Genomic DNA, 15505 nt, shown 5'->3' with positions numbered 1-15505 from the left:
TTCTTTCCGGGTGATGACTGAAAAAAATGAAAGTGAAAATTTACGCAAAGAAACATTTATGCTAGATGAAGTACTACGTCATTTCCTTCCAAATCAATAGAAGAACACTAGTCATAATGTTTGCTACATCCTACTTCATTTATGCCCTATTGTCCATATGAGTGAAAATAGTCCAAACTATAGGTTAATCCGTCTATATATACTGCAAACGGTTGATTTGTAGTGTTTGTGTTTAGTTATTTATATAAAAACCATGTGATAATGAAAAGAACAACACGGTCTAATTTCTCTATTTGAATTCGGAAAATAAGCCAAATTGGACCAAAAATCAGACACAAGTGGAGATGAAAAAAGAAATAGAGTCAATAGTTATCGCATGGCAAATTGAATTTTAAAACAAATGAATAGAGGTTAATACCTAAAAGTAAAAATTGTAATATATACTGATTTATGATGGAATCTTTTTCAAAACCTAAACCACTGAAAATAGATTTGGGTGACTACTTTTTTCTTTTTTTCTTTCTTCTAGTGTCAGGTAATACTACATCTGCTCAGAATCAACAACTTGAAGAAAGAATGAACATTCTATGGCTGGTTACTGAAGATATGGGACATTATATTCCCTCTTTTGGAGACTCTACCATTGCCACACCAAATTTAAGTCGTTTAGCAGAGGAGGGGGTAGCGTATCCTAACTTTTATTCTACTTCTGGTGTTTGTGCTCCAAGTAGAGCCGCTATTGCCACTGGAATGTATCCTTCTTCCTTTGGAGCCAATCACATGAGGACCAATTCTTATACAGAAGTGACAGGCTTGCCAGCTTATGAGGCTGTTCCACCAACGGAAGCTAAAATGCTAAGTGAATTGTTAAGGGCTGAAGGATATTATTGTACAAATAATTTAAAAGAAGATTACCAATTTAAATATCCAATCACAGCATGGGATGAAAGTAGTCCCTATGCTCATTGGAGAAACAGAAAAGAAAAACAACCCTTTTTTGCCGTATTTAATTTTACCAATACCCATGAATCAGGTTTATTTGAACCCTATGGATTTAGAGCTATAGAAAACAGACATTACCATAGCGGTGATACAAGCTTCCATTGGGAAAAAGGGAAAATGACAGAAGAAGAGACCACTATTTATCTTTCAAAAGAGACTGAATTTTCAATACCACCGTACCTTCCTCAGACAGAAGTTGTGCAAAGGGATTTATGGAAGATGTATAATAATATTGCAGAAATGGATGCTCAGGTAGGGGCAATATTAGCACAATTGGAACAAGATGGTTTATTAGAAAATACAATTATATTTTTTTATGGAGACCATGGTGGACCATTACCTAGAGAGAAAAGATTGGTGTATGATTCAGGTTTGAAAACACCTTTGATTATTCGTTTTCCCAAAAAATTGAGAGCAAAACAAATCGATGCTCAGTTATTAAGTTTTATAGACCTAGCCCCTTCTTTATTGTCTTTGGTTGATGTCAAAACCCCACAATATATGCATGGGAAAGCATTTTTAGGGAGATATGCTACCCAAGAGAAGAGAAAATATATACACGCAGCTGCTGACCGATTTGATGGTTACACAGATGCCATTCGAGCAGTAAGGGACAAACAATTTAAGTATATCCGTAATTATAGACCGGAGCAAGGCTATTATTTACCCATCACTTATCGCGAAAAAATACCTTCAATGCAGGAGTTACTTCGCTTAAAAGCCAAAGGGGAATTAAACGGCATTCAACTTCAGTGGTTTCGAGAACAGAAACCTACTGAGGAACTATTTGACTGTCAAAATGATCCCTATGAATTATATAATTTAGCTGAAAATCCAAAATACCGTGCAAAGCTTTTAGAATTAAGAACAGAAATGGACCGATGGCTTACACAAATTGATGATGATCCCACGCTATCTGAAAAAGAACTCATCACAAAGCTTTGGAAGGGCGAAAAACAGCCCCAAACTCAACCACCTAAAGTTGTAGTGGAAGAAGGGATGATTCAAATTTCTTGTAGCACGGAAGGGGCTTCAATAGGCTATCGATTGAAAAACAATAAAAAGACAAATAGTTGGGCCATTTACAACCAACCTTTCTCATTGAAAGAAGGAGAAATTATTGAAGTGAAGGCACATCGGATTGGTTTTTTACCGAGTGAAGTGATTTACTGGCGAGAAACTGACTATAAATAAAGGTTTTGTAATACTAAATTAACTGATTTTGAAGAGGAGAGATTTTTTACAAAGTTCGGCTTTATTAGGAGTTGGATTAAGTTTACCATTTAGTACTGTATTAAGTTCATGTGCTGGCGGACATGGGCAAAGCAAAGAATTGAATTTTAAAGATTTTTCTTTTAATCTATTAAAAAAATGGTGTGATGGTATGATCAACGTACAGGTCGACAAACCTGAAGATCCTACCGTTCATGGTTTAATGGAATGCCCCGGAGACGGAATTATTCATGCCCGTTTACAGGATGCCGTTTATCCTATGTTTTATATGGCAAAAGCAACAGGGGATAAGAAGTATTTGAAGGCTGGAATTAATGCTTTTGAATGGGCTGAAGCCAATGTAAGCAGACCTGACGGAAGTTGGACCAATGCTTTAAATCCAAAATCATGGAATGGTACTACAGTGTTTGGTGCAATTGCATTAGCAGAAACATTGAAGCATCATTCTGATTTATTGGATAAAAAAACAAAGAAACGCTGGAGTAATCGACTGAGGGAAGCAACAGATTTTATCTATAAAAAATTCCCCAAAATCGATACAACCAATGTCAATTATGGGGGAACCAACATTTATGCTTTATACTTGATCGGGGACCTTCTAGGAGAACCAAGATATACTGAGAAAAGTAAGGTGTTAGCGAATGAAATTAAAGGTTATTTTACAACACCCAACCATCTTTTATTGGGAGAAATCAAACCTTCAGCACATAAATTGAGTGTCAAAGGATTGCCAGGTGTTGATTTGGGGTACAATGTGGAGGAAACCTTGAATAGCCTCGTGCTTTATGCTCACGAAACAAAAGACGAAGAGCTATTGGATTTGCTGCATAAATCACTAAACAGTCATTTGGAATTTATGATGCCTGACGGTGGCTGGGACAATAGCTGGGGTACCCGAATGTTTAAATGGACCTATTGGGGAAGCCGTACTTGCGATGGTTGTCAACCGGCTTTTAGTGTGATGGCCGACCGTAATCCAGCTTTTGGAACGGCCGTAATTAGAAATACAGAACTGTTGGACCGATGTACAAATGATGGTTTACTTCATGGCGGCATGCACTATGTTTCTCACGGCATCAAACCGTGTTTGCATCATACATTTACTCATGCAAAATCACTGGCGTATTTATTGGATAACTGGAAGCATTTACCTGATTTGGATACAGAAACGCCATTGCCAAGAGTAGCCGCTGAAGGGGTAAATTATTTTGAGGAGTTAGATACGGTTCTGGTTTCTAGAGGAAATTGGAGAGCAACCGTTACCGCTTATGATGCGGAGTACTACCATAAGAAAGACTTAAGGCAGGCAACGGGTGCTTCATTATCAGCCTTGTACCACAATCAAATAGGATTGGTTTGTGCTGCAAGTCTTGCGGTTTACAGAAAGATGGAACCTTTAAACCAACAAGATGCTCCTGGAAAAGATATTGCATTGACTCCTCGCATTGAAACTAACGTAGACGGTAATTGGTACACGAATTTATTTGATTTAGAGGCTTCTTTTAATACGAAAAAAGATGACTACCTTGTAGCTGTTGAGGGGACTGCCCAACTAAAAAATGAGGCAAGAGAAAAAGTTAAAGGTACTGCAGGTAATTTCAATATCAACTATCAGTTTGAGACCGATTATTTGAAGATCATAGCTCATACAGATCAAAAAATTAAAGAGAAGACAGCGTTTGTTTTACCAATCGTCTCACCTAACAATGAAGAGGTAAAGCAATTGGATGCCAACACCATTACGATCCATAAAACAGACGGAATATTAAAATTGACCTCCAATGTTCCAATGAAAATCCGCACAACGGAAAAGAAGAGAACTTTTAATATGGTGCCGGGTGTAGAAGCTGTTCCAATTGATATCTTTTTTGAGAAGAATCAAAAAACAGTGGAAGTAAAATTAGAAGTAGTATAGGCATGTTCGCACTTTGATAGAATAATATCTGCTCACATCAAAAGATTCTTCTAAAGTATGGTTCTGTAGGAGCGTTGTATTGCAATGCTCTTACGGAACCACATTTTAGATGATAATTATAAAACCTTTGAATTTTTTGCTTCGTTTGTGTGTGAATACAAAAAAAGAAGCTTTAAAATGACGATAATTTAGTTTACAATGTGTTAGCCACAGACGATTAGAACATTACTTTGTAGGCGATATTAGGAAGTATCAACACATCAGTATCATCAGTAATTGCTCCCGTTTTTTGATTATAACTATACCCATAATATTCAGGAGCCCCCAAAGCATTGATGATTTGAATAGTCCATTGAGAGGTGTATTTAGGCTTCATGATTTTATAAAGCATACTCACACTAAGAATTTTGCTGGAAGGAAACTGCTCTGAATAGGCTCTTTCATAATCATAAATTACTTCGCCTTGCTCTATTGATTCTTGTTCTTTCAGCGGGTGTCTTCGGTCTCCTCCCATTATGGTAAATTTGCCATTAACGGACAAAGTCTTATTTTTCTCTCGACCAACAGACCATTCTTTACCTCCTAAAATATTGACTACATAACGTTTGTTGAATTGGGAATTTCTCTCCACACCATCTCCGCCCACATATTTTGAGTCAAATAGGGAAGAGGTAATTGTATAATAATAGCCTTTCTTCAGAAACTGCTCAAAAGTAAGATCTAATCCAACATTTCTACCAGTACCATCATTGACCAAAGGAGCATCGACAAACCATTGATGTGTAAGGTTCAGCATGGAGAAATAACTGCCCTCGATTACTGGAATATTGAAAAGATCTTGATAGAAGATTTCTGATTTAAATCTCAAATTATTATTGATATTCCAATTATAGCCTAATACATAATGATGGGCCTTCGAGAAGTCTAAAGATTGATTTGGGTATGTCTCTAGTCCATCGACTGTTTGAGGCATTAAATAATAATGCAACGCTTCCATCTGACTATGTAATCCATAGCTGAAAGAAATTGAATGCCAAGGATTGATTTGATATTTTACAGCCGCTCTTGGTTCAATGGACAAAGCATTGGTCCCTTCAAAATATTGACCATAAACCCCAACATTCATAGACCATTTTTGTGAAAGTTGAAATTTGGATTGAGTGTAAGCTTGAACAAATAAACTATTTCCATTACCTACAGCAAAAGTCTCTAAAGGATCACCAATTTGCTCAGCCTGTTGCATATTGATATCATAATGTTTTTGAGTGATGGTCAAGCCCGTTCTATTTGTATGTTTTTTTCCAAATTTATAATGCAAATACGTTTTGTAGGAGAAATCATACTGCACATTTTTAAAATCATCTAATGTGTGATCGACCATTTGATTGTCTAATTCAGAGGAAGACCAATAAGTGGAATTTCCTGTAAAGCCGATAATATTTTTCCAATAGCCTTTTTTATTGACCGGCATTTGATAAGAAACACCAGTACCACCAAAAAGTATATTGGTAGAGAAGGTTTGGTTGGCATCATCAAATGTCCATTCCGTTGAATCTCTCGATGCATCTCTGTATTGTCTATCTGCACCACCTACGGCCCAAACATTCCATTCTCCTCCATTTTTAGTTGGGATATTAATTTTAAATGATAAATCTTGATAGCCTAAGAACCCCATTTCCTCTGGTAATATAGGTGCTAACAACGCAAAAGTAGAATAACGGTAGTTAAATAAGTAAGTTGCGTCACTTCCTTTCTTGAAAGGGCCTTCTGCTCCAAAATCAATTCCATTTATTCCTAGTTGAGCTTGGTAAGACCTCTTCTCTGAATTACCCGTTCTTAATGATAAATCAAAAACACCCGCCATTGCATTACCATAATCAGAAGTAAAAGCACCGGTATAAAAATCAGAATTATCCATCACATAGGTACTTAAAGCCGTGACACTTCCTCCACCAAATGCCACAATGTTGGACAAGTGACTAGGGTCAGGAATTGGTAAATCTTCTACTTGCCATAATACTCCTTTGGGGGCATTGCCACGTATCACCATCCCGTTGGAACCCGTAGAACCGGCCACTCCCGCAAAAGCAGTTGCCAATCTTGCCGGATCATCAAAACCACCCGCATATCGACTACTTTCTTCCACAGTAAATTGTCGACCTGAAGCGATGGCCATTGTATTTTGGGGTTCATCTTTGGAAGACTTATACACTACTTCCACTTCATTCAGTACTGTTTCATCTTCTTGAAGCGAAATACTGATATTATTTCCATAGGCATTGGGGACAGCGACTTCCTCTTGAACGAAAGACTGATACCCTAACATCTGAAACTGAAGATTATACCTACCCATCGGTAATTTTAATTCGAATTGACCGTCAATATTGGTAGTATTGGAGAGGGTTTGATCGTTATAATGTGTGAAAACTAATACACCAATAAGGGGTTGTTGTGTGTCTTTATCAATGACTTTTCCGGAAACTGTGTGCATTAAGTTTTGAGCTTGTATATTAGTAACGCAAAAGAATAGTAGCAAAAGGATATTTTTCATGTTTTGATCTCTTTTTAAAATGATGATGATTGTATTTTTCCTTTTACAAAGAGAGTGTATTTTAACTACTGATTCAATACTGAAAAATAATGATTTTTTGAATACTCATCAATTAACTTCAACTATTAGATAACTTACTTATGGAACAGCAAAAGGCAATAAATCAACATCTTACAACCGTAAAGCAAATTGAGAAATTGGGTAGTTGTGTCACTATTTTTGATTATGAAAACAAGTATCACCCTTACATTTCCAAAAACTACGAAAAGATCTTTGGATGGGATTTTAAAAGCGATGAAGACCTTCAAAAAGGTTTTATGGATAAAGAAGTACATCCCGAAGATATCCAACATCTCAATTATATGAGTGGATATTTTTTGAATTTTATGAGCGAAGGTGATATCGACTTGTTTAATCTACAGTATGTTACCGAATACAGAATTAGAAACGCAAAAGGGGAATATGTATGGGTGATTGAAAAGCATTTGGTACTAGAAATGACCGAAGATCAGAAAAACCTAAAATACACTTTGGGGATCTTGGATCAATCCATGCAGCCAAACGTCCCAAAAGTCTGTACAGCCCAACTCATCAATACCGAAACGGGTGATGTAAAAGTATTCCCCAGAGAACAGAAAAACTATGACCTCTCCAAAAGAGAAATTCAAGTACTAAAAGAAATTGGTGGTGGTCTATTAAGTAAACAAATCTCAGACAAGCTAAACATCTCCGTCAATACTGTAAATACACATCGTCAGAATATCATCTCAAAAATGGATGTGGGCAATACAACGGAGGCGGTGCAGGTAGCATTGTCGATGCAGTTGATTTAAATGAAGGAGTGTTGGAGTATTTATCACCTGCCCATGGCTTTAGCCATGGTGCACGATATTTTGTGTTTTATCAATATTACAGGTGCAATAGTTAAAACTATGGACAGGTGATAATGCGATCTTGAAGGTTGAGAATAACAGAAATACCTCATTAATACGAACATCATTAACCCATGAATTAATTCATGGGTTAATGATGTTTTTTATTAGAAGCCAAAAAACCACTTGTTTTTCAGCTACTTGGACGATTCTACATTCAAAACGGATTTTTTTTTAGACAAAAATGAACAGTTTTAATCCAATCATTTATGATAAGGTATTTCAGACTTTTTCAATTTTTTGATATGGATTTTAATAGAAATGGAATAAGATGTTGGTTGATTACTCTAGGATTAATTATTACTTTAATTACATCTTGTAATACAAATATTAAGCTGAGTGAGATCCCTGAGAGTCCACGTAGTAAATACAACTTCAATGTAGATTGGAAGTTCATCAAGGCGAACCCTGAAAATGCCGAAAAGATAGCTTTTGATGATTCCGATTGGAGCACAATCAGCTGTCCTCATACTTTCAACGATATCGATACTTTTGATAATTTCAGCAAAGGAAAACATGATGGAGAGTCGGATCAGTGGAGAGGGACGGTTTGGTATAGAAAACATTTCAAAGTCCCATCAAAAGATAAAGGAAAGAAAGTATATGTGGAATTTGAAGGGGTAAGACAGATCGCTGATGTTTATTTAAATGGAAAATATTTAGGGAAGAATCAAACGGGATTTATTCCATTTGGCTATGACCTTACACCTTATTTAGTAGAAGGAGAAAATGTATTGGCCATTAAGGTGAATAATGATAGAGGGGATCATTTCAGAGATAACTTTCCGTTGGTTTGGAATCACGAACATTGGCACCCTATGCATGGAGGGATTTACAGAAATGTATTTCTTCATGTAATGAACGAACTGCATGTAACATTACCGTTATTTGATAATCTAAAAACAGTAGGGACCTATGTTTATGCTGAAAATATAAGTGAGAAATCTGCGGAAGTAAACGTAAAAGCGGAGATCCAGAACGAAACTAAAACCGATAAAAAATTTACCATAGAGACGCACGTTTTTGATAATACAGGAAAGTGGGTTACAGCTGTTCACTCAGAAGAAGAAATAAAAGCAGAAGGCAAAAAAGCTATTCAAAGTAAAGTAGTCTTGGAGAATCCTGAATTGTGGTCGACAAGGTACCCTTATATGTACAAGGTGTTATCTGTAATCAAACAGGGCAATAAAGTACTCGATACTTACGAATCTCCACTAGGGATAAGGACTTTTGAATTTAACTCAGATTCAGGTTTTTTCAATAATGGAGAATATGTAAAACTACACGGTTGGGGACAAAAACCAACAAACAGTTGGGCAGGACTTGGTGCGGCTTTACCGGATTGGCTCAGGGATTTTACCTATCAATTGATGGATGAAGCAGGCGGTAATTTTATACGTTGGGGACATTGCGCAGGGTCACCAGCAGAAATAGCAATGGGTGATAAATACGGCTTTGTTACGCTAATGCCGGGTGTTGCTGGAGAGTCAGAAGACGAAGGTGAAACGTGGGATATTCGAATTGACGCTTTCCGTGATATGGTGGTGTATTATAAAAATCACCCTTCTATTTTCATTTGGGAAGGAGGCAACTGGGCCGAAACAAAAGAGCATTACGAAGAGATTTTAGACATCATCAATACTTATGATCCTAATGGAAAACGTCTGATGGGAAATAGACGTGCCGATCTTGCAGATCATTCTCAAGACTATGTTACGATAGAAATCGGTACAGAAGGATGGGAAGGAGAAATGGTGAACAAACCTATTATTGAAAGTGAATACTGTAGAGATGAATCACCTCGTCGTTCATGGGATAAATTCACTCCTGATGATCATTATTTTAGTCATCCTAATGTTAAAAGAAATACTTATGTGATGGCTTCTGAACGTTTTGCAGTAAGACAAGCAGAACATTGGTGGAAAAAGATGGGTGTAAAACCTTACCATAGTGGAGGAGCCAATTGGGTATTTACAGATGGTCCTCATGGTGGACGATGCCCGACAGAAGTGACAAGAGCAAGTGGTGAGGTAGATGCTGTTCGTTTACCTAAAGAAGCCTTTTATGCTTGTAAAGCCATGTGGAGACCGGAACCACAAGTACATATTGTTGGACATTGGAATTACACTTCTGAGGTAAAGAAACCCATTTATGTAATGTCCAATTGTGAAAAAGTCAAGCTGTATATCAATGATAAATTGATAGGAGTAGATTCAATTCCAGACAACGGTTACGTTTTCAAATTCGATAATGTGCAATGGGAAGAAGGAGAGATTAAAGCAGAAGCTTTTCTAGAGGATAAGTTAAAAATATCTCAAGTAAAAAGTACCGCTGGTAAGGCAGTAGGTTTAAAGTTAACGGCTATTACTGGACCAAAGGGTTGGTTGGCCGATGGATCTGATATTGCATTAATAGATGTAGAAGTGGTGGACAAAGACGGTAATCGTTGTCCTTTAGAAAAAGGAAAAGTCGACTTTACTTTCTCAGGAAAAGGCATTTGGAGAGGTGGCTATAATAGTGGTTTAGAAAACAGTACCAATAACCTTTACCTCAATGTGGAGGCCGGTATCAACAGAGTAGCTGTAAGGTCTTTACTTGAAGCCGGAAAAGTAACAGTCACTGCAAAGATGGACGGTATTGAATCAGCAGAAATTGAGTTGACTTCTAAACCTATCAATTTCAAAGATGGAATTGCTTTCCTAGATCCACAAGTTTTTGAGGTAATCGCTTCCAAAGAACCATTACCGGTTCATGTTCCGAACATTCCAGAACAAGGCACTAAAGATAGGTTGAAGAGTGCATTATTTACGAAGTTCAGTTACACTGGAGATGCAGAAGCATTACTTAGAAAAAATACTTTCTGGGGCAAAAAAGCCTATACAGACCTAGAATACAACTATACGCACATTCCAAGATACCTACATGGTTCAGAATACATAAGAATGCCCAATTCAGACGCTAAATACTGGGCAAGAGATCAACTGCAATTTGTGGCAGGTAAGAAGATGACTATTTATGTTGGTCATGATGATAGAGTACCTCTTCCAGCATTTTTAAAAGAAGATTTTACCAAAACAAAAGACACTTTTAAACTCGGTAAAGTCAAGATGTCACTCTACAAGCGTGAAGCGGAAAAAGGCGAAAGTATCATCATGGCAGGGAATAGTGATGGTGAAGTTCCAGAAGACAGCCGAATGTATGTTGTTTTTGGAAAAGGAAAATAACTAGATTAATGAACACAGATATGAGAAAGAAATTTTTTAAGAGGGGATTATTATTAATGGGCTTTTGGTCCATGCTATTAGGGTTCAATGCAAAAGCACAATCCAATAAATCAGATCAACCCAATATCATTTTTATTCTAACAGATGATCAACGTTGGAACGCGTTGGGGTATGCCGGAAATAAATATGCGACTACGCCAGAAATGGATAAGTTGGCAGAACAAGGAACGTATTTTAGAAATGCGATTGTGACCACTCCAATTTGTTCCGCAAGCCGTTCAAGTATTTTCACAGGTGTGCATGAGCGTTCGCACCGCTATACTTTCCAAACGGATGATATGAGAGAACAGTATATGGAAAATGCTTATCCTTTGGTTTTAAAAGAGGCTGGTTATTATACAGGTTTCTTTGGGAAATTTGGGGTGAAATATGCCGGCAAGGAGAAGATGTTTGATGAGATGGAGGATTATGATCGTGAGTACAAATACAAAGATTATAGAGGGTATTACAATAAAACGATCGATGGCGATACAGTTCACCTTACAAGATACACGGGTCAAAAAGGATTGGATTTCTTAGAAAATGTACCTGAAAATCAACCCTTTTCACTATCACTTTGCTTTAGTGCACCACACGCTCATGATGGCGCTCCAAAGCAGTATTTCTGGCAAGAAGATCCAGATCAATTGTACCAAGACATGGAAATGCCAGCGCCTGCACTTTCAGAGGATAAATATTATGAAGCATTACCTCAAATTGTAAAGGACGGTTTCAACAAAACAAGATGGTTTTGGAGAAACGATACACCTGAGAAATATCAGCATAGTACCAAAGGATACTACCGTATGATCTATGGAGTGGACCAGGAAATTACAAAAATCAGAAAGAAGTTAGAAGAGAAAGGACTCGCAGATAACACAGTGATCATCTTGATGGGTGACAATGGTTTCTTCTTAGGAGAGCGTCAAATCTCAGGAAAATGGTTGATGTATGATAATTCGATTAGAGTACCGATGATCATTTTCGATCCAAGAGGAAAAGAACATCATGACATTGATCAGATGGCTTTGAATATTGATATTACAGCAACGCTTGCAGATTTAGCAGGAGCAGAAGTACCATCAGCTTGGCATGGTAAAAGTTTGATGCCTTTCGTTAATGGAGAAGCAGAAACTTTTGATAGAGATACGGTACTTGTTGAACACCTTTGGGAGTTTGATCACATTCCTCCAAGTGAAGGCGTGAGAACAAGTGAGTGGAAGTATTTACGATATGTAAATGATAAGTCGATAGAGGAATTATACAATTTGAAAAAAGATCCTAGGGAGACGAAAAACCTAGCGAAGAAATCAAAATATAGAAAGATACTAGAAGAATTCCGTGCAAAAAATGATGAGTTAGGAGAGCGTTATGCTGATCAATACTCAGGAGTACCTACAGGTTTAAGTGTAGAATTAATTAGAGAACCTTCTCAAACTTTAATTGAAGACAAACAGCCGGAATTAGGTTGGATGATTCCTCAACAAGCAGGGAAGCAAAAAGGTTATCAAATATTGGTTTCTTCTTCTCGTGAAAAATCAAGAATGAATATTGGTGATGTATGGGACAGCGGTAACGTGAGAAGCAATGTTTCATCGGGTATTGAAATCGCTCAGGAATTAGCACCAAACCAATCGTATTTCTGGAAAGTAAGAATCTTCGATAAAAACAATATCATCTCAGAGTATTCTGACACTCAAGAATTCAAGACAGGTAGCCTAGAAGAAAATGTTACTTCATCTAATATTTTCCAAATTGAAAATATCGCACCATTAGAGGCGAAATCAGTGGGTAAAGATTACTATTTGATGGACTTTGGTAAGGATGCTTTTGCTGCATTAAGCTTAAAGTACAATGCTACTACACCGCATCAATTAACCATCAGATTAGGAGAGAAATTAGCAGATGGATGTATTGATCAAAATCCTGGAGGAACTATCCGTTACCAAGAAGTACTTTTGGATGTCACTCCAGAGCAAACGGAATACAAGGTGCCAATCAAAGCAGACGAACGTAACACAAATCATTTAGCGGTTGCATTACCAGATTCTTTCCCTGTTTTGATGCCATTCAGATATGTTGAAGTGGAAGGAGCAAAAGACGGTTTCAATACAGAAGACCTTACACAGCATGCCTATTTTGGCTATTTTGATGAGAATAGCAGTACTTTTTCAAGTTCTGATGAAGTGTTGAATCAAGTATGGGATTTATGTAAATATTCGATCAAAGCGACCACTTTTGCAGGGTATTATGTAGATGGAGACAGAGAGCGTATTCCTTATGAAGCCGATGCGTATTTGAATCAATTAAGTCATTATGCAATGGACAACGAATATGCGATTGCTAGAAAAACAATTGAGTATTTCTTTGAAAGCAAACCGACTTGGCCAACGGAGTGGCAACAGCATGTAGCCATGATGATGTACCAAGATTATATGTACACGGGTAACACAGAATTAATTAAACGTTTCTATGAGCGTCTGAAAGTGAAAACCCTAATGGATTTGGAAGTAGAAGACGGTTTTGTAAGTACAAAATCAGAAGCACATAATGACGAATTCCTATTGAGATTAGGTTTCCCAGATACTAAAAGAAGATTAAAAGACATTGTGGATTGGCCTCCAAAAGCGAAGAACTTCGGAGGAAAAGGCGGAGCTCAACAAGGAGAGCGTGACGGTTATGTATTCAAGAGAATCAATACGGTTGTGAATGCATTCTACTATCACAATATGAAAATCATGGCAGAGTTTGCCCGTATTATGGACAAGCCGGATGAAGCTATTGATTTTGAATTTAGAGCGATTCGAGTGAAGAAATCCATCAATGAACAATTGTATGATGAGGAGAAAGGATATTATGTAGATGGAGTAGGAACGGACCACGGTTCATTGCACGCCAATATGTTCTTGTTAGCTTTTGATGTTGTACCTGAAAGCAGAAAACAATCAGTAGTAGAACATGTAAAATCAAGAGGAATGGCTTGTAGTGTTTATGGAGCACAATATCTATTAGAAGCACTTTATGCGGCTGGAGAAGCAGATTACGCATTATCTCTAATGAACGCAACGCATGACCGTAGCTGGTACAACATGATCAAAATTGGTTCTACAATTACATTGGAAGCGTGGGATATGAAGTACAAAACTAACTCGGATTGGAACCACGCTTGGGGTGCTGCACCAGCCAACATTATCCCGAAAGAAATGTGGGGTATTAAACCACAAAATCCAGGTTTTGGAGCTGTTGAAATCAACCCTCAATTAAGCACATTAAAAGATTGTTCGATTGAAGTACCTACTGTAAAAGGAGCCATCAAAGGACATTACAAAAAGGTAAGTAACAGAGTAAAGAAATATGCAATTGAATTGCCAGCCAATATGGTCGGAGAGTTCAAATTAAATCTTTCTTCTGAAGATATTGTCACACTAAATGGAGAGACCGTAGATACGTCTTTCGGTTCCATCCGTTTAGAGCCTGGAGTGAATGAAATTAATATTAAAGTGAATTCATTCTAGTCTTATAACAATTGATAAAGGGCGTAAGGACGTTTTTAGTAGAACGTCCTTTGCCTGTTTCAGTGTGTTAAATACCAAGAACTTATAACTAATTATAATTCATAAAGATGCAAAAACTAATCATCATACTATTGCTAACAGTCATTAGTTGCACAACTCCCAAGGAGAAAGGGTTTACTATTAATGGAATAACTTCGGGTTTGTCCGATAGCACAAAAATTTATCTTTCTAATAGAGGAAAACCATTGGATAGTACAATAGTACTTGATGATAAGTTTACTTTTTCAGGAAAAATAGACAGGGAGTTTGAAAAAATGACGATTCATACAGAAAAGTATGAGCACTTTAGATCATTATGGGTAGAAAATTCAATAATGTCATTTGATGCATCGACTTCTTTCGAGGATTCTGAAATTAAGGGGTCTCGAATTCAACTACAAGCGAATGAATATATTCAGCTTACTTCTCCTTTAAAAAAAGAAATGAAAAGTTTGTATGAGAAGGGTAAAAAAGTAGAAAAAAGTGAGATTAAAGACTTGAAGGTTAAATACTTTGCACTTCAAAAGGAGAAAAAGAAAGTTGAACAAAAGTTCATCCGAGATCATCCAGATTATGAGTTAAGTGCTTACTATTTAGATTTCCTAAAACACCATTTAGATAAAGAAACTACAAGAACACTTTATAGTAATTTCACTGATAAGGTAAAAAACAATGAGTGGAGTAAAGCAATCGCCTTTTTTCTAGAGAATGCAGTTAAATTAAAAGTTGGTGATAAGGCGCCGGACTTTAAATTACCTATGATGAATGGGAAAGAAGTTGCATTGTCTGACTATAAAGGGAAATACGTTCTGTTAGACTTTTGGTCATCAGGGTGTGGACCATGCAGAAGAGAGCATCCTAACTTGCGAAAAGCTTATAATAAATATAACAAGGAAGGTTTTGAAATTTTGGCAGTGACTTTAGATAAAACAAAATCCAAATGGAATAAAGCAGTTCAGAAAGATTCAATTAGCTGGACAACTGTTGGAGATTTAGAAGGTTTTTCAGGAAAAGTTCCACTGACTTACAGCATTTTCAAAATACCAACGAATTAC

The 15505-nt window shown here is 37.0% G+C and carries 7 protein-coding genes; 6 read left to right on the top strand and 1 reads right to left on the bottom strand.

The window, feature by feature from the left end; genetic code table 11:
* Positions 1-450 precede the first annotated feature (450 nt).
* Together PL77_RS19535 and PL77_RS19530 are read left to right on the top strand one after the other, a co-directional pair.
* Complete coding sequence (locus tag PL77_RS19535) at positions 451-2196, top strand: sulfatase (RefSeq protein ID WP_082026636.1); 1746 nt, start codon at positions 451-453, stop codon at positions 2194-2196.
* A gap of 28 nt (positions 2197-2224) precedes the next feature.
* Positions 2225-4150: a hypothetical protein gene (locus PL77_RS19530; RefSeq protein ID WP_044209158.1), complete on the top strand. Its 1926-nt coding sequence runs from the start codon at positions 2225-2227 to the stop codon at positions 4148-4150.
* A gap of 217 nt (positions 4151-4367) precedes the next feature.
* On the opposite strand, the gene PL77_RS19525 is transcribed toward PL77_RS19530, so the two are convergent.
* A complete protein-coding gene (locus PL77_RS19525; protein ID WP_044209155.1) occupies positions 4368-6701 on the bottom strand; it encodes a TonB-dependent receptor in 2334 nt (777 codons plus the stop codon).
* Positions 6702-6841: 140 nt separating this feature from the next.
* On the opposite strand from PL77_RS19525, the gene PL77_RS19520 reads away from it, so the two are divergent.
* The 4 genes from PL77_RS19520 to PL77_RS30850 form a co-directional block, all read left to right on the top strand.
* On the top strand, positions 6842-7534 hold the full coding sequence (locus PL77_RS19520) for a LuxR C-terminal-related transcriptional regulator (protein WP_044209154.1): 693 nt from the start codon (positions 6842-6844) through the stop codon (positions 7532-7534).
* Positions 7535-7842: 308 nt separating this feature from the next.
* A complete protein-coding gene (locus PL77_RS19515) occupies positions 7843-10857 on the top strand; it encodes a sugar-binding domain-containing protein (RefSeq protein WP_082026635.1) in 3015 nt (1004 codons plus the stop codon).
* 20 nt (positions 10858-10877) lie between these two features.
* Positions 10878-14411, top strand: a complete 3534-nt coding sequence (locus PL77_RS19510) for a sulfatase-like hydrolase/transferase (RefSeq protein ID WP_044209230.1) — start codon at positions 10878-10880, stop codon at positions 14409-14411.
* Between the two features lie 107 nt (positions 14412-14518).
* On the top strand, positions 14519-15505 hold a 987-nt coding region (locus PL77_RS30850; protein ID WP_052444568.1), incomplete at its 3' end, for a TlpA disulfide reductase family protein.

It is taken from the genome of Flammeovirga sp. OC4, from assembly GCF_000812565.1.
GTDB lineage: Bacteria > Bacteroidota > Bacteroidia > Cytophagales > Flammeovirgaceae > Flammeovirga.
Note: the sequence above shows the minus strand (reverse complement) of the source record. Positions and strands in the feature narration are given on the sequence as shown.